This window comes from Microbacterium sp. M4A5_1d (genome assembly GCF_053345465.1).
The window spans coordinates 743,652-768,052 of record NZ_JBKFAD010000001.1; the positions used below are offsets into that span (position 1 = coordinate 743,652).

General features: G+C 67.8%; 23 protein-coding genes. 8 read left to right on the forward strand and 15 right to left on the reverse strand.

The genetic code is table 11. The annotated features are described in order from the left end of the window. Positions 1 to 16 precede the first annotated feature (16 nt). From ACLBWJ_RS03590 to trpD, 3 genes are all read right to left on the reverse strand, one after another. Complete coding sequence (locus ACLBWJ_RS03590; RefSeq protein ID WP_447660082.1) at positions 17 to 1,015, reverse strand: PHP domain-containing protein; 999 nt, start codon at positions 1,013 to 1,015, stop codon at positions 17 to 19. A gap of 48 nt (positions 1,016 to 1,063) precedes the next feature. Further along, positions 1,064 to 1,555: an aromatic ring-opening dioxygenase LigA gene (locus ACLBWJ_RS03595; protein WP_269266583.1), complete on the reverse strand. Its 492-nt coding sequence runs from the start codon at positions 1,553 to 1,555 to the stop codon at positions 1,064 to 1,066. Positions 1,556 to 1,648: 93 nt separating this feature from the next. Beyond that, positions 1,649 to 2,698, reverse strand: coding sequence for an anthranilate phosphoribosyltransferase (trpD, locus tag ACLBWJ_RS03600; RefSeq protein WP_323987508.1), 1,050 nt, complete (start codon positions 2,696 to 2,698; stop codon positions 1,649 to 1,651). A 121-nt stretch (positions 2,699 to 2,819) separates the two neighbouring features. Between trpD and ctaE the strand changes: the two genes are divergently transcribed. The 5 genes from ctaE to ACLBWJ_RS03625 all read left to right on the forward strand — a co-directional run bounded on the left by ctaE (position 2,820) and on the right by ACLBWJ_RS03625 (position 7,728). After that, positions 2,820 to 3,464 carry an aa3-type cytochrome oxidase subunit III gene (gene ctaE, locus ACLBWJ_RS03605; RefSeq protein WP_112613998.1) on the forward strand — a complete coding sequence of 215 codons (645 nt, stop codon included), beginning with the start codon at positions 2,820 to 2,822 and terminating at the stop codon, positions 3,462 to 3,464. Positions 3,465 to 3,482: 18 nt separating this feature from the next. After that, entirely contained in the window at positions 3,483 to 4,283 is an 801-nt protein-coding gene (gene qcrC, locus ACLBWJ_RS03610; protein WP_112613996.1) for a cytochrome bc1 complex diheme cytochrome c subunit, read from the forward strand. 36 nt (positions 4,284 to 4,319) lie between these two features. After that, positions 4,320 to 5,396 carry a cytochrome bc1 complex Rieske iron-sulfur subunit gene (qcrA, locus tag ACLBWJ_RS03615; protein WP_112613994.1) on the forward strand — a complete coding sequence of 359 codons (1,077 nt, stop codon included), beginning with the start codon at positions 4,320 to 4,322 and terminating at the stop codon, positions 5,394 to 5,396. After that, positions 5,393 to 7,240 carry a cytochrome bc1 complex cytochrome b subunit gene (gene qcrB / locus ACLBWJ_RS03620; protein WP_112613992.1) on the forward strand — a complete coding sequence of 616 codons (1,848 nt, stop codon included), beginning with the start codon at positions 5,393 to 5,395 and terminating at the stop codon, positions 7,238 to 7,240. Before qcrA ends, qcrB begins: the two co-directional genes overlap by 4 nt. Positions 7,241 to 7,320: 80 nt before the next feature. Continuing rightward, positions 7,321 to 7,728, forward strand: a complete 408-nt coding sequence (locus ACLBWJ_RS03625) for a rhodanese-like domain-containing protein (RefSeq protein WP_269266586.1) — start codon at positions 7,321 to 7,323, stop codon at positions 7,726 to 7,728. Positions 7,729 to 8,358: 630 nt separating this feature from the next. Here ACLBWJ_RS03625 and ACLBWJ_RS03630 read toward each other — a convergent pair. From ACLBWJ_RS03630 to ACLBWJ_RS03650, 5 genes are all read right to left on the reverse strand, one after another. Beyond that, on the reverse strand, positions 8,359 to 8,796 hold the full coding sequence (locus ACLBWJ_RS03630; protein WP_112613990.1) for a cytochrome c oxidase subunit 4: 438 nt from the start codon (positions 8,794 to 8,796) through the stop codon (positions 8,359 to 8,361). A gap of 3 nt (positions 8,797 to 8,799) precedes the next feature. Next, positions 8,800 to 10,566 (reverse strand): aa3-type cytochrome oxidase subunit I, encoded by a 1,767-nt coding sequence (gene ctaD / locus ACLBWJ_RS03635; protein ID WP_112613988.1) that lies wholly within the window; start codon positions 10,564 to 10,566, stop codon positions 8,800 to 8,802. Beyond that, positions 10,566 to 11,474, reverse strand: a complete 909-nt coding sequence (ctaC, locus tag ACLBWJ_RS03640; RefSeq protein WP_114587897.1) for an aa3-type cytochrome oxidase subunit II — start codon at positions 11,472 to 11,474, stop codon at positions 10,566 to 10,568. Before ctaC ends, ctaD begins: the two co-directional genes overlap by 1 nt. A 109-nt stretch (positions 11,475 to 11,583) precedes the next feature. Continuing rightward, a complete protein-coding gene (erpA, locus tag ACLBWJ_RS03645) occupies positions 11,584 to 11,943 on the reverse strand; it encodes an iron-sulfur cluster insertion protein ErpA (RefSeq protein ID WP_404568097.1) in 360 nt (119 codons plus the stop codon). Between the two features lie 98 nt (positions 11,944 to 12,041). Continuing rightward, positions 12,042 to 13,436, reverse strand: a complete 1,395-nt coding sequence (locus ACLBWJ_RS03650) for a M20/M25/M40 family metallo-hydrolase (RefSeq protein WP_447659739.1) — start codon at positions 13,434 to 13,436, stop codon at positions 12,042 to 12,044. A 47-nt stretch (positions 13,437 to 13,483) separates the two neighbouring features. Here ACLBWJ_RS03650 and ACLBWJ_RS03655 point away from each other — a divergent pair, with 47 nt between their 5' ends. Further along, a complete protein-coding gene (locus ACLBWJ_RS03655; protein ID WP_112613982.1) occupies positions 13,484 to 14,053 on the forward strand; it encodes a DUF3043 domain-containing protein in 570 nt (189 codons plus the stop codon). On the opposite strand, the gene ACLBWJ_RS03660 is transcribed toward ACLBWJ_RS03655, so the two are convergent. The 5 genes from ACLBWJ_RS03660 to dnaE are packed head-to-tail and all read right to left on the reverse strand — an operon-like array spanning position 14,028 to position 21,753. After that, entirely contained in the window at positions 14,028 to 15,071 is a 1,044-nt protein-coding gene (locus ACLBWJ_RS03660; RefSeq protein ID WP_404568098.1) for a quinone-dependent dihydroorotate dehydrogenase, read from the reverse strand. The genes ACLBWJ_RS03655 and ACLBWJ_RS03660 overlap by 26 nt on opposite strands. 11 nt (positions 15,072 to 15,082) lie before the next feature. Beyond that, a complete protein-coding gene (nrdR, locus tag ACLBWJ_RS03665) occupies positions 15,083 to 15,565 on the reverse strand; it encodes a transcriptional regulator NrdR (protein ID WP_269266590.1) in 483 nt (160 codons plus the stop codon). A 12-nt stretch (positions 15,566 to 15,577) separates the two neighbouring features. After that, complete coding sequence (gene hisD, locus ACLBWJ_RS03670; RefSeq protein WP_274177640.1) at positions 15,578 to 16,876, reverse strand: histidinol dehydrogenase; 1,299 nt, start codon at positions 16,874 to 16,876, stop codon at positions 15,578 to 15,580. Positions 16,877 to 16,907: 31 nt separating this feature from the next. Continuing rightward, positions 16,908 to 18,185 (reverse strand): hypothetical protein, encoded by a 1,278-nt coding sequence (locus ACLBWJ_RS03675; RefSeq protein WP_447659740.1) that lies wholly within the window; start codon positions 18,183 to 18,185, stop codon positions 16,908 to 16,910. A gap of 49 nt (positions 18,186 to 18,234) precedes the next feature. After that, positions 18,235 to 21,753 carry a DNA polymerase III subunit alpha gene (gene dnaE, locus ACLBWJ_RS03680; protein ID WP_269266593.1) on the reverse strand — a complete coding sequence of 1,173 codons (3,519 nt, stop codon included), beginning with the start codon at positions 21,751 to 21,753 and terminating at the stop codon, positions 18,235 to 18,237. Positions 21,754 to 21,800: 47 nt separating this feature from the next. On the opposite strand from dnaE, the gene ACLBWJ_RS03685 reads away from it, so the two are divergent. Then, a complete protein-coding gene (locus tag ACLBWJ_RS03685) occupies positions 21,801 to 22,274 on the forward strand; it encodes an NUDIX hydrolase (protein ID WP_447659741.1) in 474 nt (157 codons plus the stop codon). Continuing rightward, entirely contained in the window at positions 22,271 to 22,867 is a 597-nt protein-coding gene (locus ACLBWJ_RS03690; protein WP_274177638.1) for a cyclodeaminase/cyclohydrolase family protein, read from the forward strand. Before ACLBWJ_RS03685 ends, ACLBWJ_RS03690 begins: the two co-directional genes overlap by 4 nt. Positions 22,868 to 22,900: 33 nt before the next feature. Here the strand turns inward: ACLBWJ_RS03690 and ACLBWJ_RS03695 are convergent, their stop codons facing one another. Both ACLBWJ_RS03695 and lspA read right to left on the reverse strand, forming a co-directional pair. Beyond that, positions 22,901 to 23,821: an RluA family pseudouridine synthase gene (locus ACLBWJ_RS03695; protein ID WP_323987505.1), complete on the reverse strand. Its 921-nt coding sequence runs from the start codon at positions 23,819 to 23,821 to the stop codon at positions 22,901 to 22,903. A gap of 1 nt (position 23,822) precedes the next feature. Then, positions 23,823 to 24,401, reverse strand: a complete 579-nt coding sequence (gene lspA, locus ACLBWJ_RS03700) for a signal peptidase II (RefSeq protein WP_439117169.1) — start codon at positions 24,399 to 24,401, stop codon at positions 23,823 to 23,825.

Here is a 24,401-nt window from a genome sequence, read left to right on the forward strand (position 1 = left end):
CTCCACCGCCGCGCTCTCAGGAGCGGGTGCGACCAGTCCACTCCCGCAGCCGGTCGAGAGGCCATGTCGTGACGATGCGATCGGCGGGAACCCCCAGCCGCTCCGCGCGCTCGGCCCCGTAGTCGATCAGCGACAGCTGCCCTGGGGCGTGAGCGTCGGAGTCGATCGAGAACAGGCACCCCGCCGCGATCGCCTGTTCGATGAGGTCGTCTGGCGGGTCCTGCCGCTCCGGCCGCGAGTTGATCTCCACCGCCACCCCGTGTTCCGCGCACGCCGCGAAGACGGGCTCCGGATCGAACTCGGACGGCGGCCTCGTCCCCCGGGAACCTTCGACCAGTCGGCCGGTCACGTGCCCGAGCACGTCGACGCGGGGATCGGATGCGGCGGCCACCAGGCGTCGCGTCATCGCCCCACGGGCCATCCGCAGCTTCGAATGCGCCGACGCGACGACGATGTCGAGGCGCTGCAGCAGCTCGTCCTCCTGATCGAGCGCCCCGTCGTCGAGGATGTCCACCTCGATGCCGCTGAGCAACGTGAACCCCTCACCGCTCATCCCGGCGACGACGTCGAGCTGATCGCGCAAGCGCTCGGGAGACAGCCCGCGGGCCACCCGGAGTCGCGGCGAGTGGTCGGTCAACGCGAGGTACTCATGCCCGAGGTTCCGGGCCGCGGCGGCCATCTCGGCGATCGGGGTCGTCCCGTCCGACCAGTCGGAGTGGCAGTGCAGGTCGCCGCGGAGTCGACGTCGGAGCTCGCCGGCGACGACCACACCGCGCCGCTCCCGCAGATCCGCGAGGTATGCGGGCACCCCGCCGGCGCGGGCTTCCACGATCACGGTCAGCGTGCGATCGCCGATCCCCGGACGTCGGCGCAGCGCGGAGACGTCGTCGAGAACGTCGTCCGGCAGGTCTCGAATCGCGTCGGCAGCGGCGCGGAACGCCTTCGACTTGTACTTCGACGACCGTTCGCGCTCGAGCAGTTCGGCGATCTCGGTCAGGGCGTCGACAGGTTCCATATGCATGCGGGAGGCCCGCGCCGCGGCGCGGGCCTCGCTCCTCCCTGTTCAGCCGGAGGTGACCGCCGACCGGCGGACGACCACCGGGGCCGAGGCCAGGCGGTGAATCGCGAAGCCGAAGATGATCGACAGGATACCGACGCCCATGGCGAAGGCGGCGACGCCGAACGACACGACGGAAGTGAACAGCGACGCGCGCAGGAACGACGCGTTCATCATGGTGGCCCGGACGGGATCGTCCTTGTCCAGCTCCGCATACGTCTTGCCGCCGGACGCGTCGAGTGCGTGGTGCTGGATGATGTCCGCCTGCACGTATGCGGTGAACGGCCCAGCCACGGTCTGGCCCTGGAAGGCGGCCGCGTCTTCGGGGACGGTGATGTTCTCCGCGCGGAGCTGACCCGACACGATCGACCAGACGACGAGCCCGCCGATGATCAGCACGACTCCGCCCAGCATCCCGAGCACGCCCAGGATCTTCACGAGGCCGGCTCGGCGGACGGGCGCTTCGACCGTATCGGCGGTGGGGGTGGTGTGTGACATCGGGTCCTCCTCGGGTGCGTTGCGCCTCACGCTATGCATCCGGGCTCTCGGCGCCGTGCGCGCGATGCCGTGAAAAACCGATGTGGTCTGACCTCAACCGGCCGACGCGGAGATCCAGCGCTCCAGAGTGCCGGCAGCGGCGCCGGAGTCGAGGGCCTGCGACGCATCGTCGGCCGCCTCCGCGAGGCGCTCGAGGATCGGGCGCTGCACCTGGGCAGCATCCCGCCACAGGCGGTACGCCACGATTCCCGCCGCCGCGTTCAGCACCACGATGTCACGCACCGGCCCGGTCTCTCCGGACAGAACCCGGTGGACGACCGCGGCGTTGTGCTGCGGGTCCCCGCCCAGCAGATCCTCGATGCGCGCGAGCGGCATCCCGAGATCACGCGGATCCAGATCGTGCTCGTGGATGTCGCCGCGGCTGACCTCCCAGATGCGGCTGTGGCCGGTCGTCGTCAGTTCATCGAGCCCGTCGTCACCGCGGAAGACCAGGGCGGTCGCACCGCGAGTGCGGAACACGCCCGTGATGAGCGGCACCCGGTCGAGGTGCGCGACGCCCACCGCGTTCGCCTCAGCGCGCGCCGGGTTGCAGAGCGGCCCGAGGAAGTTGAAGACAGTGGGGATGCCGAGCTCAGCTCGGGCCGCGCCGGCATGCCGGAATCCGGGGTGGAAGGCCGAGGCGAACGCGAAGGTGATCCCCGCTTCCTGCAGCACCCGTGCCACATCATCGGGGTCGAGCGAGAGGTCGATGCCCAGCGCGGCGAGGACGTCCGACGAGCCCGACTTGGAGCTCGCCGCCTTGTTGCCGTGCTTGACGACGGGAACGCCGGTGGCAGCCGCGACGATGGACGCCATGGTCGACACGTTCACCGTGCCGAATCGGTCGCCCCCGGTCCCCACGATGTCGAGCGCGTCGGTCGGAACAGCGAGAGGGAGCGCCGCCTCGAGGATCGCGTCGCGGAAACCGACGATCTCGTCGACGGTCTCCCCCTTAGCGCGAAGAGCCACGAGGAACCCGGCCAGCTGCGCGGCGGATGCGCGACCGGCCATGACCTCGCGCATCGCCCAGGTCGCCGCCGACACGCTGAGATCGCGCTTCTCGAGAAGGTCGGTCAGGATGTCGCGCCATGCGTACTGAGCCATGACACACGATCCTATCGGCCGGTTGTCGGGCGACTTTCGGCTGATTCTTAGGTCGCCCTAACCGCGGCGCGATCCGACCAGACCTTCAGCGATGCAGAAACCACCCTCCAGATCGGCCATAATGGATGCCGTGACGACCACTCCAGCGACGTATTCCCAGGCCCTGCGCTCGGTCAAGCGGCCGGACCCGGTCGCTGTGGGCACCATCGTGTGGCTCGGCAGCGAGGTGATGTTCTTCGCGGGGCTCTTCGCGATCTACTTCACCCTGCGCAACACCTCTCCTGAGTTGTGGGCCGACCGCACCGAACTGCTGAACATCCCGTTCGCCGCGGTCAACACGCTCATCCTCGTGTTGTCGTCGGTGACGGCGCAGATCGGTGTCCACAACGCCGAGCACTTCCGCCCCTACCGGTCGGGCTCCTTCTGGAACCTCCGCAAGTGGGGAATGGTGGAGTGGTTCTTCCTGACCTTCATCATGGGAGCGATCTTCGTCTCCGGCCAGGTCTGGGAGTACGCGACGCTCGTCGCCGAGGGCATGCCCATCCAGGCCGACTCGTACGCTTCCGCGTTCTACATCACCACCGGCTTCCACGCCCTCCACGTCACCGGTGGTCTCGTGGCGTTCCTCCTCGTCATCGGGCGCGCCTTCGCCGTCAAGAACTTCGGCCGGAAAGAGATGACGTCCGCCATCGTCGTGTCGTACTACTGGCACTTCGTCGACGTGGTGTGGCTCGTCCTGTTCGCCGTCATCTACTTCCTGAAGTAAACCGGAGCTGATTCACCCATGGCATCCAAGAACCCGCGCCGCAACGGCGGTCGTCGCAGCAAGTGGGCTGCCGCCGCGCTGATCGGCATCGGACTGCTCGTCACCGGCGGAGGCTACGCCGGCGCCACCGCCGCGATGGCGGCGGGCGACACGACGCAGACGGCATCCACGCTCACGGTCGAGGACGGCAAGAAGCTGTTCCAGGCCAACTGCGCCACCTGTCACGGTCTCGACCTGCAGGGCACGAACGACGGCCCCTCGCTCTACGGCGTGGGCGAGCTGTCTGTCGAGTTCCAGGTGGCCACAGGACGCATGCCGCTGCAGATGCAGGGGCCGCAGGCTCCGCAGAAGCCCGTTCAGTTCACGCAGGAGCAGATCGAGGCCATGGCGGCCTGGGTCCAGTCCGAGGCCCCCGGCCCGACCTACCCGGCTTCCGAAACGCTCGACGGTGAAGGCGACGTCTCACACGGTGCCGAGCTCTTCCGCATCAACTGCGCGATGTGCCACAACGTCGCCGGCGCCGGTGGTGCACTCACCGAAGGCAAGTACGCACCGCCGCTGACGACCACGTCGCCGCTGCACATGTACGCAGCCATGGTCACGGGCCCGCAGAACATGCCCGTCTTCAACGACATGACCCTCACCACCGAAGAGAAGCGCGACATCATCAGCTACCTGATGATGCGCCCGACCGAGAACTCGCCCGGCGGCTTCTCGCTCGGTTCGCTCGGCCCCGTCTCGGAGGGTCTGTTCATCTGGATCTTCGGCATCGGCTCGCTCGTCGCCATCTCGGTGTGGATCACCGCGAAGTCGAACTGAGAACCGTGACGATCGAAGCAACGCACAAGGAGCAAAATGGCTGACGAGAAGGCGCCCGAGCAGGTTCCTGCTTCCCCGGTGCCCTCATCGGGGCTCGCCGTAGCGGTGTCCGACCCGGTGCACAACCCCGGGCTCGCACCCCACCGCAAGCGCATGACCGACAAGGACCCCGCCGCCATGACGCGCGCGGTCCGCACGGTGTACACCCTGTTCTACCTGTCCGCAGCGGCAAGCATCTGGGCCATCGCGGCGTACCTGATCTTCCCGATCGAGAGCGGGATGATCAGCGACATCCGTCGCAACAACCTGTTCATCGGTCTGGGCATCGCGACCGCCCTCCTCGCCATCGGCATCGGCGCGATCCACTGGTCGAAGGCCGTGATGAACGACACCGAGTTCATCGAGGAGCGCCACTCGACGCGTGGCAGCGAGAAGACCCGCGCCGCGGCGGTTCAGGTCTTCGCGGACGCGAACAACGAGTCGGGCTTCGGCCGCCGCACGATGGTGCGCAACTCGCTTTTTGTGGCGCTCGCGGCATCCGTCCTCCCGGGGATCACGCTGTTCCGCGGTCTCGCGCCGCACAGCTCGCCCGAGCACCCGCACGCGGGCGACCCGGTTCACCTGCTCAAGCACACGATGTGGGAAGAGGGCATGCGCCTGGCGCACGACCCGACCGGCAAGCCGATCCGCGCCGCCGACCTGACGCTCGGCTCCGCCGTGCACGTCATCCCCGAGTCCCTCGCGACGCTCGCGCACCACGACGGCTACCTCGAGGAGAAGGCCAAGGCCATCGTCCTCCTCATGCGTCTGCTCCCCGAGCAGCTGAACGAGGCGGATGACCGCAAGGACTGGTCGTACGACGGCATCGTCGCGTACTCCAAGGTGTGCACGCACGTCGGATGCCCGGTCGCCCTCTACGAGCAGCAGACCCACCACCTGCTGTGCCCGTGCCACCAGTCGCAGTTCGACGTGACCAACGCGGCGGCCGTCATCTTCGGCCCCGCAGCACGTCCGCTGCCGCAGCTCCCGATCACCGTCGACGACGAGGGCTACCTGATCGCACGCAGCGACTTCACCGAACCCGTCGGCCCGAGCTTCTGGGAGCGTCATTGAGCACCTCCACCCACCCCACGGAGAACGTCACGACCGCACCCGCGGTCCACGCTGACGGCCCGACCCGTCCCTCGGACAAGCCGCTCGGCGGCAAGTTCGTCGGCGGCGTCGCGAACTACCTCGACGAGCGCACGAGCATCTCGGGCCTCGTCAAGGAGCTGGGCCGGAAGATCTTCCCCGACCACTGGTCGTTCATGCTCGGCGAGATCGCGCTGTGGTCGTTCGTCGTCGTCCTGCTCTCGGGAACGTTCCTGACGTTCTTCTTCGAGGCGTCGATGGCGGAGACGCACTATTACGGCGCTTATGCACCGATGCGCGGCCTCGAGATGTCGGCGGCCATGGCCTCGACCCTCGAGATCTCGTTCGACATCCGCGGCGGCCTCCTCGTGCGTCAGCTGCACCACTGGGCGGCGCTCGTGTTCGTCGCCGGTATCGGCGTGCACATGCTGCGTGTCTTCTTCACCGGTGCGTTCCGCAAGCCGCGTGAGCTCAACTGGGTCATCGGGTTCATCCTCTTCATCCTCGCGATGGCAGAGGGCTTCACCGGATACTCGCTGCCCGATGACGTTCTGTCGGGCAACGGTCTGCGCATCATCGACGGCATGATCAAGGGCATCCCGCTGATCGGAACCTGGACGTCGTTCCTCCTGTTCGGCGGCGAGTTCCCGGGCACCGAGATCGTGGGGCGCCTGTACGCGCTGCACATCCTGCTGCTGCCGGCCATCCTGGTCGCGCTGCTCGCGCTGCACCTGATGCTGATGATCGTGAACAAGCACACGCAGTTCGCCGGCCCCGCGCGGACGAACAACAACGTCGTGGGCTACCCGATGATGCCGGTCTACATGTCGAAGATGGGCGGCTTCTTCTTCATCACCTTCGGCGTGCTGGTGCTCATCGCGGCCCTGTTCACGATCAACCCGATCTGGAACTACGGCCCGTACGACCCCTCCCCCGTGTCGGCCGGTACGCAGCCCGACTGGTACATCGGCTTCGCCGACGGCGCGCTGCGCCTCGTCCCGCCGCACTGGGAGTTCGTGCTGTTCGACCGAACCTGGTCGTTCAACATCCTGGTCCCGCTCGTCGGACTCGGTCTCTTCATCGTCATCGTCATGCTCTACCCCTTCATCGAGGCGTGGGTCACCGGTGACAAGCGTGAGCACCACATCGCCGAGCGCCCGCGCAACGCGGCGACCCGCACCGCGATCGGTGCAGCCGGTGTGACCTTCTACGCCGTCCTGTGGGCAGCTGCATCGTCGGACATCATCGCGACGCACTTCCACCTGACGATGGAAGGCGTGATCCACACGCTGCAGGCGCTGCTGATCCTCGGGCCAGTGATCGCGTACTTCGTCACGAAGCGCATCTGCATCGCGCTGCAGAAGAAGGACCGCGAGATCGCTCTGCACGGCTACGAGTCGGGTCGCATCGTGCGTCTGCCCGGCGGCGAGTACATCGAGGTGCACCAGCCCGTCGACGAGTACGAGCTCGTCAAGCTGGTCGACTACACCACGAACGCTCCCCTGGTGGTCCGCCCGAACGACAAGGGTCAGATCCCGTGGCACGAGAACCTTCGTGCCGGACTCTCGCGCTGGTTCTTCGAAGACCGTCTCGCGCCCCTGACTCAGGCAGAGATCGAGGCTGCGCGGGCACACGCCCACCACGACCTCGAGCACATCAGCGAAGAAGAGGACGCCGAGATCCAGGGCGCCCACGAGCGCGCCGGTGTCCCGAACGCTCCGCATCAGCCCATCGATGATGGCAAGGGCGTCGAGACCGCGAACCGTCCGTCGAACATCATCGTCCCCGATGAGGATGCCGACGGCGAGGCGCCGAAGAAGAGCTGACCCGGACCTGTCCGGATTACGGCGGGGTGTGACCGATCGGTCGCACCCCGCCGTTCGTCTGTCTGCGTAGCGTGTCCACCATGACTGATGCACTCGCCTACTTCACCGCCAAGCTCGAGCATGAGACGGATGCCTCCGACGTCTACGAAGCGCAGCGCGCGGACGAGCCCTTCACGCTCGTCGATGTCCGCAGCGCCGAGGCATGGGCGCAGGGGCACGCTGTCGGAGCCGTGCATCTCCCCCACCGCGAGATCGCAGTGCGCGCCGCGGACGAGATCGACCGTTCACTCGACGTCGTCGTCTACTGCTGGAGCCCCGGCTGCAACGGCGGCACCCGCGCCGCGATCGAGTTCGCCAAGCTCGGATACCGGGTGCGTGAAATGATCGGTGGCTTCGAGTACTGGGCTCGCGAGGGCTACCCGGTGGCGAACGCGCACGGTCCCCTCCCCCGGCTCTCCGACCCCCTGGTGGCCCTCGTACGCTCCTGAGCGTTCCACGGCCTCATGTGACGCTCGTGAGGCGTTCACGGCCCCCATCGGCCGCCTGACGTCGTGGAGGCTGTCCCGGCTCGGCCCAGGCCGACCGCGCCCACGCCGGGTCGTCTGCAGCCGCATCTCTGCCGGCATGTGTGCCGCGATGCAATGGTTCAGGCGCAACGCCCCGTGCCCGCCGTGCCCGAGGCGGGGTGTCGATGCTGTTCCATTGCATCGCGGCACGCCCCGGCATCCGGGCACGTCCCGGCATCCGGGCACGCCCCCGCATCCGGACAGCCGGCACGGTGACGTGGCCGCCGTCGCAGAGCTCCCTAGCCGGACACCAGGTCGTGTCGCATCGAGAGGTCATCCCCCGAATAGCTCCGCCCGCTGACCGTCGGCCGGGCCTGGATGCAAGAGAGCAGCGGCGACGCGCCGAGCCCCAGCATTCGGGCGCGGCGTGGTGTCGCGAGGACATTGCACCCCGGTACAGCGATCAGCGCGTGGCGTCCACACATCGCCGGCGAGGCGGGCCAAGGGGGCGAGGCGGGAGGCGGGTGGGGCGACCGTCCTAGCCACACTCAATGCCGGAAATAGCGACGGCCACCGCACCGGAGTGCGATGGCCGTCGTGCAGCGCGTGGGATCAGCGCGCGAAGTAACCGCGGTAGTACTCGTAGACCCATCCGACTATCGCCACGATGAAGATCGCGAACCCGATCGGCAGGAGGAACTGGCCGACCGCGAGTCCGATGATGAACACCGAGGCAGCGAAAGCCAGCACGAGCGGCCACCAGGACCACGGGCTGAACTCGCCGACCTCGGGGTCGCCGTCGTCGATGTCAGCGGTGAGCGAGTCCTCCGGGAGCTCGCCGCCCTGCGCCTTGTGCACGCGCGAGACGTAGAACGCGATCATCGCGCCCATGAAGCCGGTGAACAGGAGGGCGGTCGAGCCGACCCACTCGATGCGGTGCCACCAGACACCCTGGTCGGTGTGAGCAACGAGGTTCCACACGGTGTAGGTGATGAACACCGCGAAGAAGAACCAGGTGAGCACCCACCACAGGTTGATGTTGGTCTTCACGGCTTACTTCACCTCTCCATCGGCGACATCCACAACCGGTGCATCGGGGGCGTCCTTCGCGGGGCCCACGCCGACCGGGATGGCGGCCTCGGGGTGGTTCAGGTCGAACGCCGGCCGCTCGCTGCGGATACGCGGAATCGACGTGAAGTTGTGTCGCGGCGGCGGGCAGCTCGTCGCCCACTCGAGCGACGCTCCGTAGCCCCACGGGTCGTTGACCGTGACCTTGGGGGCGGTGCGCGAGGTGATCCAGACGTTCAGGAAGAACGGGATCATCGAAGCGCCGAGGATGATCGCGCCGATGGTCGAGACCTGGTTCTGCCACGTCCAGCCGTCAGCCGCCGAGTAATCCGCGTAGCGACGCACCATTCCGTCGACACCCAGCCAGTGCTGGATGAGGAACGTCATGTGGAAGCCGATGAACAGCATCCAGAAGTGCACCATGCCGAGACGCTCGTTGAGCATGCGCCCGGTCCACTTCGGCCACCAGAAGTAGAAGCCCGCGAACATCGCGAACACGACGGTGCCGAACACGACGTAGTGGAAGTGAGCCACGACGAAGTACGAGTCGGAGAGGTGGAAGTCGAGCGGCGGCGACGCGAGGATGACACCGGTCAGACCACCGAAGACGAACGAAACGAGGAAGCCGAGGGTGAAGACCATGGGCGTCTCGAACGTGACGGAGCCCCGCCACATCGTTCCGATCCAGTTGAAGATCTTCACACCGGTCGGAACCGCGATGAGCATCGTCATCAGCGCGAAGAACGGCAGGAGCACAGCACCCGTGACGTACATGTGGTGCGCCCACACCGCCACCGACAGGGCAGCGATCGCGATGGTGGCGTAGATCAGCGTCTTGTATCCGAAGATCGGCTTGCGGCTGAACACCGGGAGGATCTCGGAGACGATGCCGAAGAACGGCAGCGCGATGATGTAGACCTCGGGGTGGCCGAAGAACCAGAACAGGTGCTGCCACAGCAGGACTCCGCCATTGGCGGTGTCGTAGATGTGCGAGCCGAGGACACGGTCGGATGCCGCCGCGAAGATCGCAGCCGCCAGAACCGGGAACGCCATCAGGATCAGGATGCTCGTGACGAGGGTGTTCCACGAGAAGATCGACATGCGCCACATGGTGAGGCCGGGCGCGCGCATCGTGATGATCGTGGTGATGAAGTTCACCGCGCCGAGGATCGTGCCGAAACCGCTCATGCCCAGACCGAGCATCCAGAGGTTTCCTCCGGCTCCCGGCGAGAACGTTGCGTTCGCGAGCGGCTGGTACGCGAACCAACCGAACGACGCGGCGCCCTGCGGGGTCAGGAAGCCCGAGATCGCGATGATCGAGCCGAAGAGGAACAGCCAGAAGGCGAAAGCGTTCAGACGCGGGAAGGCGACGTCGGGCGCGCCGAGCTGCAGCGGCAGGATCGCGTTCGCGAAGCCCGCGAACAGCGGCGTCGCGAACATCAGCAGCATGATCGTGCCGTGCATCGTGAAGAGCTGGTTGTACTGCTCCTTGGTCGGCACAATTTGCATGCCCGGCTCGAAGAGCTCCGCACGGATGATGAGTGCCATCACGCCGCCGAGAAGGAAGAACATCACCGAGGCGATGAGGTACATGTACCCGATCGTCTTGTGGTCGGTGGAGGTGATCCACTTGACGATGATGTTGCCCTTCTGCTCGACGCGCGATGCGCTGAGCAGGGCCGCCTGGCGCGGCGGCAGGGTCGTGGGGCGGCCTGCGGGCTGTTCGCCCTGAAGCGGAAGTGTCGTAGCCATCAGTGGCTTCCCTCACCGGAGTCGTCGGTGACCGCGCCCGTTCCCGGAGCGTTCTGGAGGCGGTCATATGCCGTGTTGATGTCGCCGGTCTGGCCGCTCTCGCGCAGGGACTCGAGGTACTCCTCGTACTCCTGCTCGGACACGACCTTGACGTTGAACAACATCATCGAGTGGTACTCGCCGCACAGCTCGGCGCACTTGCCGGCGTACGTTCCCTCGCGGGTGGGGACGAAGGACCACGAGTTGGTGTCGCGGTGCGGGTACATGTCCTTCTTGTAGAGGAAGTCGATGACCCAGAACGAGTGGATGACGTCGCGCGACTGGAGGTTGATCTTGACCTCCTTGTTGACCGGCAGAACGAGCGTCGGCAGCTCTGCCTGGTCGATGTCGCCGTTGGCGTCGGGCTGCGCCTGGACGCCCATCGTCCATACCGCATCGGAGTTGTCGGACTCGTCGCCGTTGTACTGGAAGTCCCACGCCCACTGCTTGCCGATCGCCGTGATCGAGACCTCGGGATCGTCGTACTGCGTCTCGAGGATCGACTGGTCGCGCGCCGTGAAGGCGAAGAACCCGATCACGAGGATGAGCGGCACGATCGTGTAGAAGATCTCGATCGGCATGTTGTAGCGCAGCTGGACCGGCAGACCCGTCTGACCGCGACGGCGGCGGTACGCGATCGCGGCGAAGGCCATGAGGCCCCACGTCAGCACGCCGACGGCCAGGAGCACGATCCAGGAGTTCACCCAGAGGCCCGACACCATCTCGGTGCGGTTCGTCGCCTGCGTACCGTCGTCGGTGAAGCCCGGGAGGTAGCCGTTCAGCTCCGTCGGTGTACAAGCTGCGAGGGAGACTGCCGTGACGATCCCGAGTGGGATCACGGCCCAGCGGAGGCGGCGTTTGAAGCGCACAGTGCACCTTTCCGGGACGAATGGTTCGACCTTCAGTCTAGGGCAAGCTTTCACCCTATTCAGGCCATCCATTCAGGATGTCGGAGACGGGGGATGTCGCGGGCGAGGCTCAGTGGAAGCTGTCGCCGCACGCGCACGAGCCCGCCGCGTTGGGGTTGTCGATCGTGAAGCCCTGCTCCGAGATCGTGTCCTTGAAGTCGATCGTCGCGCCGTCGAGGTAGGGCACGGACATGTCGTCGACGATGACCTCGACGCCGTCGAACTCGACGGCCTTGTCGCCGTCGAGGAACCGCTCGTCGAAGTAGAGCTGGTAGATCAGTCCGCTGCAGCCGCCGGGCTGGACGGCGACCCGAAGACGCAGGTCGTCGCGGTTCTCCTGCGAGAGGAGGCTCTTCACCTTGAGCGCCGCCTCATCGGTCAGCGAGACGCCGTGGGCACGGACGGTGTCGGACGTGGCGATGTCGGTCATGATTCTCCCGAGGTCTCGGGCCGCGAGACACGCGGCCGGTGCCACGATTCTACGCGTGAGCACCGGCCGCGGGTCGGTCCGAGACGACGTCGTGACCGTCAGCGCGAACTGGCGTCCAACCGCTCGAGCAGCAGCGCCTCGGACACGAGGGCGTGCCGGAAGGTGTCGAGGTGGAGCGACTCGTTCGGGCTGTGGGCGCGGGCGTGCGGGTCTTCGACACCGGTGACGAGGATCTGGGCCGCCGGGAACTCCCGCGCGAGGTCCGCGATGAACGGGATGGACCCGCCCACACCGATGTCCACGGGATCGACCCCGTAGCCCTCAGCGAGGGCCGCGCGAGCGTGCGCGACGGCGTCTCCGCTGGTGTCGACGAGGAACGGATTCCCGGTCTCGATGTCGCGGAAGCTCAGTTGGGCACCGAACGGTGCATGGGCGCGCAGGTGGGCCTCGATCGCTTGGTACGCCTCTTCGGCGGACTGCCCCGGAGCCACGCGGGTGGAGATCACCACGGAAACCTCGGGACTCAGCGTGTTCGATGCGTTGCGCACGCTGGGAGCGTCGATGCCCGTCACGGTGATGGAGGGCTTGTTCCAGATGCGCGAGAGGATCGTTCCCGATCCGATCGGCGAGACACCCGGCGGGAGACCGGCCTCGGAACGGAGCGTCTCCTCTGAGTACTCCGGCGTCTCCGCGTCACGCTCGGACAGTCCCTCCACGGCGACGCCGCCGTCGTCGTCCCAGAGCGTGGCGAGCAGCTTCACCGTCGCCAGCATCGCGTCCGGGACCGCTCCCCCGAACATCCCCGAGTGCGACGCGTGCTCGAGTGTGCGCACCGTCATCGTGAAGCGCGCGTTGCCCCGGAGCGAAACGGTGAGCGCAGGCGTGGTCGCATCCCAGTTGCCGGAGTCGGCCACGACGATCACGTCAGCACGCAGGGCGTCGGCGTTGTCGGACAGGAATGCCGCGAAGGACGCCGACCCGGCTTCCTCCTCACCCTCGATGAAGAGGTTGACGCCGAGGTCGAAGTCTTCGCCGGCCGCCTCGACGAGAGCACGCAGGGCGCCGATGTGTGCCATGACCCCGGCCTTGTCGTCGGCTGCGCCGCGACCGTACAGGCGACCATCACGGACGGTGGGCTCGAAGGGAGCGGAGTCCCACAGGGCCTCATCGCCGACCGGCTGCACATCGTGGTGCGCGTACAGGAGGATCGTCGGTCGGCCATTGCGCGCAGCGCGAGTCGCCAACACCGCCGGCATCCCCTCCTCACCCGTCTCCGGAATGGTCGCCGTCGCCACCTCGACGCGATCGAAGATGCCGAGCCCGCGCGCCAGATCGGCGACGGCCGCGGCGCTGCGCTCCACCTCGGCCCGGTCGAATCCGGGGAACGCGACCGAGGGAATCCGCACGAGCGCGCCGAGATCGGCGAGGGTGGCGGGGACGGCGGAGAAGGCGGCGTCGCGCACAGCGACGGACCGAGGAGATTCGGAGGTCATGCGGGTAATCTTAAGAGGCACGTTCGTCGCAGAACCCGAGGATCCCCGTGGCCAAAACTCCCGCTGCCCCTGCTCCGGACGACGCCGCTCAGGCGTCGACGGGCTCCGGCAAGAACCGTCCCACCCCCAGCCGCGCCGCCCAGGAGGCGGCCCGCAAGCGCCCTCTGGTGCCGGACACCAAAGAAGCGAAGGCGCGCGCTCGCGCAGAGCTCGCCGAGCGCCGCGACAAAGCGCGTATCGGTATGGCCAACGGCGACGAGCGCTATCTGCCGATGCGCGACAAGGGACCGCAGCGTCGTTTCGTCCGCGACTACATCGACGCCGGATGGCACCTCGGCGAACTCGTCATGGGCGCGATGGTGCTCGTCATCATCGTGACGTTCCTCGGCTCGAACGCGGTGACCTTCTACGCGTTCATCGCCCTGTGGTCGTTCATCCTGCTCGTGATCGGCGACATGGTCATCACCAGCATCCGCGTGAAGAAGGCCGTTCGAGCGAAGTTCGGCGCAGAACGCATGGAGAAGGGCCTCGGCTGGTACGGCGCGATGCGCTCGATCCAGATGCGCTTCATGCGTCTGCCGAAGCCTCAGGTCAAGCGCGGCCAGCGCCCCGTCTGAGATCGACCAGACCACGGTTGATCTGCCGTGCCCACAGGGGGCCGCGGTAGATGAACGCGGTGTACCCCTGAACCAGATCGGCGCCCGCGGCCAGCCGCTCCTGCACGTCCACCGCGGTCTCCACTCCCCCGGCTGCGATGACGCAGAAATCATCGGGGACGGCCGACCGCACCACGCGCAGCACCTCGAGCGCGCGACGGCGAAGCGGCGCGCCCGAGAGTCCGCCGGCGCCGATCTGCTCGATAGTCGCCTCGTCCGTCAGCAGGCCGTCGCGAGAGATCGTGGTGTTCGTGGCGATGAGGCCGGCCAGGCCGGCGTCGACGGCCATCCGCGCGATGGCGGTGACCTCGTCATCCGCGAGGTCGGGCGCGATCTTCACCAGGAGGGGCGTCGCGCCGGCCGCATCCCGCACGGCCTCGAGCAGCGGGCGGAGCGTCTCGACCGCCTGCAGTCCGCGGAGCCCGGGTGTGTTGGGCGACGAGACGTTGACGACCAGATAGTCGGCCTCGGGGGCGACCAGACGCGTGCTCGTGACGTAGTCGGCGGTGGCCTGCTCGACGTCGACGACGCGGCTCTTGCCGATGTTCGCTCCGACGATGGCATGGTTCCGGCCGCGACGCAGACGCCGGAGGCGGGATGCCGCGGCCGCCGCGCCGCGGTTGTTGAAGCCCATGCGGTTGACGAGCGCACGATCCGGAATCAACCGGAACAGCCGAGGCCGGGGATTGCCTTCCTGCGGCACAGCCGTCACGGTACCGATCTCGACGTGCCCGAAGCCGAGGGCGCCGAGCCCGCGCACCATGACCGCGTTCTTGTCGAACCCTGCCGCCACACCGAACGGCGAGTCGAAGACGAGTCCCAGCGCCTCGGTCCGAAGCGACGCGTCCGGACGGGTCAGCGCACGGGCGATGGTCGAGAAGGGCGGGACGCCGAGCAGACGGATGACCGGGACCACCAGGTGGTGCGCCGTCTCCGGCTCCATGCGCGAGAAGACGGTGCGGAAGATGAACGGATACATCGCCGTCCAGCCTAGAGCGCGCCCGACCCCTCCGATGTCCGTGCCGCGATGTGATCGGCACGCAGCTGTTCGATCGCTGCTTCGAAATCTTCGAGCGTGTCGAACGCCTGATACACACTCGCGAATCGCAGATAGGCGATCTCGTCGAGATTGCGCAGCGGTCCGAGGATCGCGAGGCCGATCTCGTTCGTATCGATCTGCGACGAACCGGTCTGGCGCACGGCCTCTTCGACCGCCTGCGCCAGTACGGCGAGGTCGGCCTCGGTGACCGGTCTGCCCTGACACGCCTTGCGGACGCCCGACATCACCTTCTCGCGGCTGAACGGCTCGATGACTCCCGAGCGCTTGATGACGTTGAGGCTCGCCGTCTCGATCGTCGAGAAACGGCCGCCGCACTTCGGGCACTGGCGCCTGCGACGGATGCTGAGGCCGTCATCGCTCGTGCGGGAGTCGATGACGCGGGAATCGGGATTGCGGCAGAAAGGGCAATGCATGACGAGCCCAGATTACGCGTCGAACCGCGCCGAGACCGCTTCGCCGTGCGCGGGAAGCTGTTCCGAGTCGGATAGAGCCAGGATGCCGTCGTGCACCGCGCGCAGCGCCTCACGGTCATAGGTGATCACCTGCTGCGATCGCAGGAAGGTCGCGGCACCGAGACCGGCGGCGTAGCGCGCCTGTCCCCCGGTCGGGAGCACGTGGTTGCTGCCGGCGAGATAGTCGCCGAGGCTCACCGGGGTGTGCGAACCGACGAAGACGGCCCCCGCGTTCACGTACTCGTCAGGACGCGGATCGCGCAGGTGCAGTTCGAGGTGCTCGGGCGCGTAGGCGTTCGAGAACGCGGCCGCAGCCGGGATGTCGTCGACGAGGACGATCGCGGACTGGGGGCCGTCCAGGGCGATCGCGACGCGGTCCGCGTGACGTGTACCGGCCGCACGGACTGAGACCCGCTCCGCCACCGCGGCGGCGAGATCGGCGGAGTCCGTGACGAGGACTGCGGCTGCCTGCTCGTCGTGCTCGGCCTGGCTGACAAGGTCAGCAGCCACGAGATCGGCGTCGGCGTCAGCGTCGGCGACGATCAGGATCTCGGTGGCGCCGGCCTCGGAGTCGGTGCCGACGACGCCCGCGACGACGCGCTTCGCGAGGGCGACGAAGTTGTTGCCCGGCCCGGAGATGACATCGACGGGATCGAGCTCGAGAGAGTCGACGCCGTACGCGAACGCGCCGATCGCGCCGGCTCCGCCCATCGCGTAGACCTCCGAGATACCGAGGAGACGTGCCGCCGCGAGGATCACCGGGTGAATACGCCCGCCGTGGTCGCGCTGCGGAGGCGAAGCCAGCGCCACCGTCTCGACACCGGCGACCTGCGCCGGCACGACGTTCATCACGACACTGGAGGGATACACCGCTTTACCGCCGGGGACGTAGACCCCGACGCGCCGGACGGGTCGCCAGCGCTGCTCGACGCGGGCACCCGGGCCGAGCTCGGTGACCCGGTCGGGCGGGACCTGAGCGGCCGACGCCAACCGCACGCGGCGGATGGATTCCTCGATCGCAGTTCTCACGGCCGGGGAGATACCCTCCAGTGCCTCATCGAGGTGTTCAGCGGGAACTCGTACCGCGTGATCTTCGACCCCGTCGAAGCGAGCCGCCTGCTCACGGAGCGAAACCTCTCCGCGAGCGGCGACATCATGCACGATCTCAGCTGCCGTAGCCAGAGCAAGCCCGCGGGCGGCTTCGGCCCGGGGAACGGCGGCGAGCAACTCGGCGGGCGTCAGACGACGGCCGCGAAGATCGATAGTGCGCATCGTTCCAGGCTAGCGCGCGCCCGCGGCGGACTCAGCCGCGCGTGACATCGCTGGTCTCGTGGAGATATCCGACGCGGCCGTCCTCGTGGCGGACCACGAAGACCTCGCCGCGATCCTCGATGACGAGGGCCCATGCCGTCGGCCCGATCCGGAAGAGCGGCACACCCATCTCGTCGAGGACATCGCGCTCATCCGGGGCGAGCGCCCAGAACGCCTGGGGCGCGGCAACGGGCTCGATGACCGTCGTCGCGCCGGTGTCGAACGGCTCCGCAGCGTCGGCCGGTGCCGACTCGGGCGCGCCAGAGGATGCCGGAGCCTCCGCGGGGACGGCGTAGCCGGCCGGAGCGGCGTAGCCGGTGTAGGCGGGGGTGCCGGCGCCTGCTGCGTGCGGAGCGCTGTGCGCCGATGCGGTGTGCGACGGGCCGGTGTGCGGGGCCGGGCGGGCGGATGCCGGCCGGGCGACGACCGGACGCGTCGCCCGCGCCACCCGGTGCGCCGGCGATTCGGGCCGGTGCGCGAAATCGTCGCCGAGAACGGGAAGGTGGGGCGCGACGACGGTGAGCACGACCCCCGCCAGAGCCAGGATCACCTCGACCCACACGACCCAGCTCGCGAGGAACACGCCGGACTGGGCGAGGCCCGCGAACGAGCTCCAGATGATCCCGAGCCACACGGTGGCGGAGACCGAGAAGGCGACCGACGCGAACTGATCGATGCCGAGGGAGCCGACACGGCGGATGCCCTGCGGCGAGAAGCGGCGCAGCAGCACCAGGAAGACCGCGACCGTGGGCACGCCGATCGTCAGGATCCAGTCGATCCCCGCGCCCCACACCGACACCCCGGCACCGAAGCGGCCGTACACGGGGAAGAACGAGCAGATGAACGCGACAGCCCAGACGCCGGCGAGTGCGACCTCGCGGATCGAGAGCGGACCCACGCCGTACTGCGGCGGCACCTCCCCCGACGAGCCCACGGCGGACTGCGCGCCGCGCTCGTCCGAGCCGGGAAGGACCGAGGTCTGCCCGGACACGGCGGACGCGGCAGAGGTGTCTTCGGATGACGCCGGCATCTCCGCCGCGTCGTCGACCGGGGCGTGCTCGGCGGGCTCCTCGATCACGACGGGCTCGACCGCGGACTCGTCGATCACGACCGCTGCATCCGCTGCGGGCGCGAACGCGTCCGAGGCCGCGTCGGTCTGCGCACCGTCGAAGTCGTCGGTGGCTGTGGTCTCGTGTGCCGGCTCGGCAACGCCGGGCGCTGCGTCCTCGGGACGGCCGTCGTCGGAGTGGATGTTCTTCTCGTCGGTCACGATGTTCCCTTCGTCGCGGCGGTTGCGCTGCGGTGGAATCCTACCCGGCTCAACCCAGACACTGAGGTCCCAGAAGTCCCTTGAGCTCACCGTAGAGATCGGGCGTGACGCGTACCGGATGCGGCACCTCGAACACCTTCGCCGTACCCGCCCTGTGGAGCTTCAGCGACACCTCGGTCTCACCGCTGTGACGACGCAGGACGGCCGCCAGCTCGCCGATCGTCGACTCCGTCGCACGCTGCTCCGGAAGCAGCAGCACGAGCGGCCCGGCGGCATCGAATGAACCGAGGTCGGGAGAGAACGCGGATTGGCCGTGCAGGTTCAGCCCGTCGTCGCGTCGCGACACCCGCCCTCGGACGACGAGGATCGAGTCGGCCACGAGCATGCTCTGGAACTCCGTATACGTCTTCCCCATGAACATCACGGTCACTTCACCATCGAAGTCCTCGACGGTGATCATGCCGTAGGGGTTGCCGCTCTGCTTGGCGACGCGGTGCTGCACGCTCGTGACGAGCCCGGCGACGGTGACCTGATCGCCGTCCTGGACGTCATCCGACGCCAGCAGGTCGTGGATCGAGGTGGAGGCGTGCTTGGCCAGCGGGATCTCCAGCCCGGCGAGCGGATGGTCGGACACGTAGAGTCCGAGCATCTCGCGCTCGAAGGCCAGCTTGTCCTTCTTCGTCCATTCGGGCCGCTCGGGCACCTTGGCCGGCATGACTTCCTCGGCCTCGTCGTACAGGCTGTCGAAATCGAATCCGATCGCACCGGTCGCGGCCTTGCGCTTCGCGTCGACCGCGGCTTCGACCGCGTCCTCGTGGATCTCCATCAGGGCGCGGCGGGTCGAGCCCAGTGAGTCGAACGCGCCAGCCTTGATGAGGGACTCGACGGTCCGCTTGTTCGCGACGTGGAGCGGGACCTTGGTGAGGAAGTCGTGGAAGCTGACGTAGTTGTCATCGGCCCGCGACGCGATGATGCCGTCGACGACGTTGGCACCGACGTTCCGCACCGCGCCCAGACCGAATCGGATGTCCTCGCCGACGGCGGCGAAGTATCGGATCGACTCGCCGACGTCGGGCGGCAGCACCCTGATGCCCATGCGGCGGCACTCGTTGAGGTACACCGCCATCTTGTCCTTCGAATCGCCGACGCTCGTGAGGAGTGCGGCCATGTACTCGGCGGGGTAGTGCGCCTTGAGGTAGGCCGTCCAGTACGAGACCAGGCCGTACGCAGCGGAGTGCGCCTTGTTGAACGCGTAGTCGGAGAACGGGAGCAGGATGTCCCAGAGCGCTTTGATAGCGCCCTCGCCGAAGCCGCGTTCCTTCATACCGCCCGAGAAGCCCTCGTACTGCTTGTCGAGTTCGGACTTCTTCTTCTTGCCCATCGCGCGGCGGAGGATGTCGGCCTGGCCGAGCGAGAAGCCGGCGACCTTCTGCGCGATCGCCATGACCTGCTCCTGATAGATGATCAGGCCGTAGGTCGTGTCGAGGATGTCGCGCAGCGGCTCTTCGAGCTCGGGGTGGATCGGCGTGATCGGCTGCAGGCCGTTCTTGCGCAGTGCGTAGTTCGTGTGCGAGTTCGCGCCCATGGGGCCCGGCCGGTACAGCGCGATGACAGCCGAGATGTCCTCGAAGTTGTCGGGCTTCATCAGGCGGAGCAGCGATCGCATCGGTCCGCCGTCGAGCTGGAACACCCCGAGCGTGTCGCCGCGGGTGAGCAGGTCGTAGGCCGGGCGGTCGTCGAGCGCGAGATGCTCGAGGTCGAGCTCCTCACCCCGGTTCATGCGGATGTTATCGAGCGCATCCGAGATGATCGTGAGGTTGCGCAGCCCCAGGAAGTCCATCTTGATGAGACCGAGCGTCTCGCACGAGGGGTAGTCGAACTGCGTGACGATCTGACCGTCCTGCTCGCGACGCATGATGGGGATGATGTCGAGCAGCGGCTCCGACGACATGATGACGCCGGCCGCGTGCACGCCCCACTGCCGCTTCAGGCCCTCGAGCCCGAGGGCGCGATCGAACACGGTCTTCGCCTCGGGATCGGTGTCGATCAAGGCGCGGAACTCGCTGGCTTCCTTGAACCGCGGGTGCTCCTTGTTGTACATGCCGTCCAGCGGCATGTCCTTGCCCATCACCGCCGGCGGCATCGCCTTGGTGAGCTTCTCGCCCATGCTGAAGGGGAACCCCAGCACGCGGCCGGCATCCTTCAGTGCCTGCTTCGACTTGATCGTGCCGTAGGTGACGATCTGCGCGACGCGCTCGGAGCCGTACTTCTCGGTCACGTACTCGATGACCTCGCCGCGGCGACGGTCGTCGAAGTCGACGTCGAAGTCGGGCATGCTGACACGATCGGGGTTGAGGAACCGCTCGAAGATGAGACCGTGCTCGAGAGGATCGAGGTCGGTGATGCGCATCGCGTAGGCCACCATCGATCCGGCGCCCGAGCCACGCCCGGGACCGACCCGGATGCCGTTGTCCTTCGCCCAGTTGATGAAGTCGGCGACGACGAGGAAGTAGCCCGGGAAGCCCATCTGGAGGATGATGCCCGTCTCGTACTCGGCCTGCTTGCGCACCTTGTCGGGGATGCCGCCGGGGTATCGGTAGTGGAGCCCCGCCTCGACCTCTTTCACGAGCCAGCTGTCTTCGGTCTCGCCGTCGGGTACGGGGAACCGCGGCATGTAGTTGGCCGAGGTGTTGAACTCGACCTCGCAGCGCTCGGCGATCAGCAGGGTGTTGTCGCACGCCTCGGGGTGGTCGCGGAACAGCTGCCGCATCTCCTGGGCCGTCTTGATGTAGTAGCCGTCGCCGTCGAACTTGAAGCGGTTCGGATCGTCGAGCGTCGAGCCTGACTGCACGCAGAGGAGCGCCGCGTGCGCATCGGCCTCGTGCTGATGCGTGTAGTGCGAGTCGTTGGTCGCGACGAGCGGGATGTCGAGGTCTTTCGCCAGCCGCAGCAGGTCGGTCATCACCCGGCGCTCGATCGACAGGCCGTGATCCATGATCTCGGCGAAGTAGTTCTCCTTGCCGAAGATGTCCTGGAATTCGGCGGCCGCGGCGCGAGCGGCGTCGTACTGACCGAGGCGGAGCCGCGTCTGCACCTCCCCCGAGGGGCAGCCCGTCGTCGCGATGAGCCCCTTGCCGTAGGTCTGCAGCAGCTCGCGGTCCATGCGCGGTTTGAAGTAGTAGCCCTCCATGCTCGACAGGGAGCTCAGCCGGAAGAGGTTGTGCATGCCCTCGGTGCTCTGGCTCCACATCGTCATGTGGGTGTAGGCGCCGGAACCGGAGACGTCGTCGCTCTTCTGCTCGGGCGATCCCCACGCCACGCGCGACTTGTCGCTGCGGTGCGTTCCCGGCGTCACGTAGGCCTCGAGACCGATGATCGGCTTGACGCCGGCCGCCTTCGCGGCACGGTAGAACTCGAAGGCGGCGAACGTGTTGCCGTGGTCGGTCACCGCGATCGCGGGCATGCCGTAGTCGGCCGCCGCCTGAGTCATGGCCGCGATCTTGGCTGCACCGTCGAGCATCGAGTACTCGCTGTGCACGTGCAGATGAACAAAGGAGTCGGATGCCACCAGACGAGTCTACGTTCGGGCTCGGACACCGGTCCTAGGCTGGGCCCATGGCCACTCCCGACTTCGTCCTCGATCTGCGCAAGAAGATCGGCACCGCTCCGCTGCCCCTCGTGGGGGTCACCGCCGTGGTGTTCCGCGATGAGAAGGTGCTCCTGGGCAAGCGCGCCGACAACGGGAGCTGGCAGCCGGTCTCCGGCATCGTCGACCCGGGTGAGGAGCCTGCAGACGCCGCGGTCCGCGAGTGTCTCGAAGAGGCGGGCGTCGTCGTCCGTGCGGAGCGCCTCGCCCTCGTGCACCAGATCCCCGGCATCGTCTACGCCAACGGCGATCAGGTCGACTACCTCGACCTGGTGTTCCGGTGCTCCTGGGTCTCGGGCGACCCGCACCCTGCGGACGGCGAGCTGACCGACGTCGGGTTCTACGACCTCGGACAGATGATCGACGTCGCGCCCGAGCACGTCCGCAAGATCGCCCTCGCCGTCGCCGAGGATGACCCGGCGACGTTCCGGGGCGGCCGGTGAGCTCGCGCGTCGCCCTGGGCGACCTGCTCGACGCCCTCGCGCGGGACAACGGCGACCCCGGCGGCGGAGCGGCCAGCGGAGTCGTGACGGCCGTCGCGGCGGCACTCGCTCAGATGGTGAGCCGCTACAGCTCCGCGGAGCCGGCCGCGGACGGGATCGACGACCGTCTCGCACGGCACCGCGACGCGGCCATCTCCGCGGCTGACGACGACGGCCGGGCGTCGGGCGCGCTCGGTGCGGCGCTGAGGCCGGACGACGACCCGGGCGAGCGCGACCGTCGCATCGTCGATGCGGCGACCCGCGCCATCGAGACGTCGGCTGCCCTCGGCGAGATCGCGCTCGGCGTGTGGGACGAGGTGCGCTTGCTCGCCGACGTCGGCAACCGCCACCTCATGTCGGACGTCGCCGTCGCCGCTGACACAGTCGCCGCGGGCCTGGGCGGCGCGGCGGCGAACCTCCGCGGCGGGCTCGCTCTGCTCCGCGCCCACGGCGATGCCAGTGCCCTCGAGTCTGCGCACGACGGCCTGTCTGATCGACTCATCGCAGGGCGTCGCGAGGCGCGTGCTCTCGCCGATCGGCTCGGCGAGCCGTGATCGCGACGCGAGGGGCCAACGCGGGCCGACCCGTCAGTCGCCGCTGAGGATCTCGAGGGCGCGCGCGAGGTCGGGGGCGTAGGGCGACGTGAACGCCGACCACTCCCCCGTCACGGGGTGTTCGAATGCGAGGCGATGAGCGTGCAGCCATTGACGCGTCAACCCGAGCCGGGCGGACAGTGTCGGGTCGGCACCGTAGAGCGGGTCGCCGACGCACGGATGCCGGTGGGCGGCCATGTGCACGCGGATCTGATGGGTACGACCGGTCTCCAGGTGGATCTCGAGCAGGGAGGCGCCGACGAACGCCTCCAGCGTCTCGTAGTGGGTGACCGAGTCCTTCCCGGTCGGCGTGACGGCGAACTTCCAGGAGTGCGACGGGTGGCGGCCGATCGGGGCGTCGATCGTCCCCGAGAGCGGGTCGGGGTGACCCTGCACCACCGCGTGATAGATCTTCTCGACCTCACGCTCCTTGAACGCGCGCTTGAGGGCGACGTAGGCTCGCTCGCTCTTCGCGACGACCATGAGACCGCTCGTCCCGACATCCAGGCGGTGCACCACGCCCTGGCGCTCGGCCGCCCCGGTCGTCGCGATGCGATAGCCGGCAGCGGCCAGAGCGCCGAGCACGGTCGGGCCGTCCCAGCCGAGCGAGGGATGGGCGGCGACACCCGCCGGCTTGTCGACGACCACGATGTCGTCATCGTCGTGCACGATGCCGAGGTCGGGAACCGCGACTGGGACGATCTGAGCCTCTGCTCGCTCCTCCCAGAACACGTCGAGCCACGCTCCGGCGGCGAGCTTGTCGGACTTCCCGAGCGTGCGACCGTCGAGCGTCACACCACCCGCAGCCGCCACCTCCGCGGCGAAAGTCCGTGAGAACCCGAGCAGCTTGGCCAGCGCGGCGTCGACACGGACGCCGTCGAGCCCGTCGGGAACCGGGAGCGCGCGTTGCGGCATGTCAGCGTTCCGTATCCGCAGTGGCAGCGGCCCCGGCGGCCTCGTCCACGTTGCGGCGCTCGCGTGAGCCGTCGAAACGGACGCCGATCACGACCAGCACGGCGACGGAGATCATCATCGTGACGATGAACATGTCGGCGACGTTGTAGATCGCCGACGGGAACCACAGCCACATCCACGGGGTGTGGATGAAGTCGACGACGTGCCCGACGAGGAAGCCGGGTTCCCGGAGCAGGCGATCGGTGAGGTTCCCGAGGACGCCCCCGAGGAGCAATCCGAGGACGATGGCCCACGACCTCGTGCGCACGCTGCGGACCGTGAGCACGACCACGACGACCGCCACAGCCGCAAGTGCGAGCGTGAAGAGCCAGGTGACCCCCGTGCCGAGCGAGAACGCTGCGCCGGGGTTCTTCGTCAGATACAGCTGGAAGAACTCGCCGAGGACCGGAACCTCACGCTGGTACGGCAGGTTCTCGAGCGCGAGATACTTTGTGAACTGGTCGGCGGCCAGTACCACTGCCGCGAGAATCGCGACGAGGGCACCGGCCGCCGGACCGTTCAGACGCTTGCGCGACGCCAA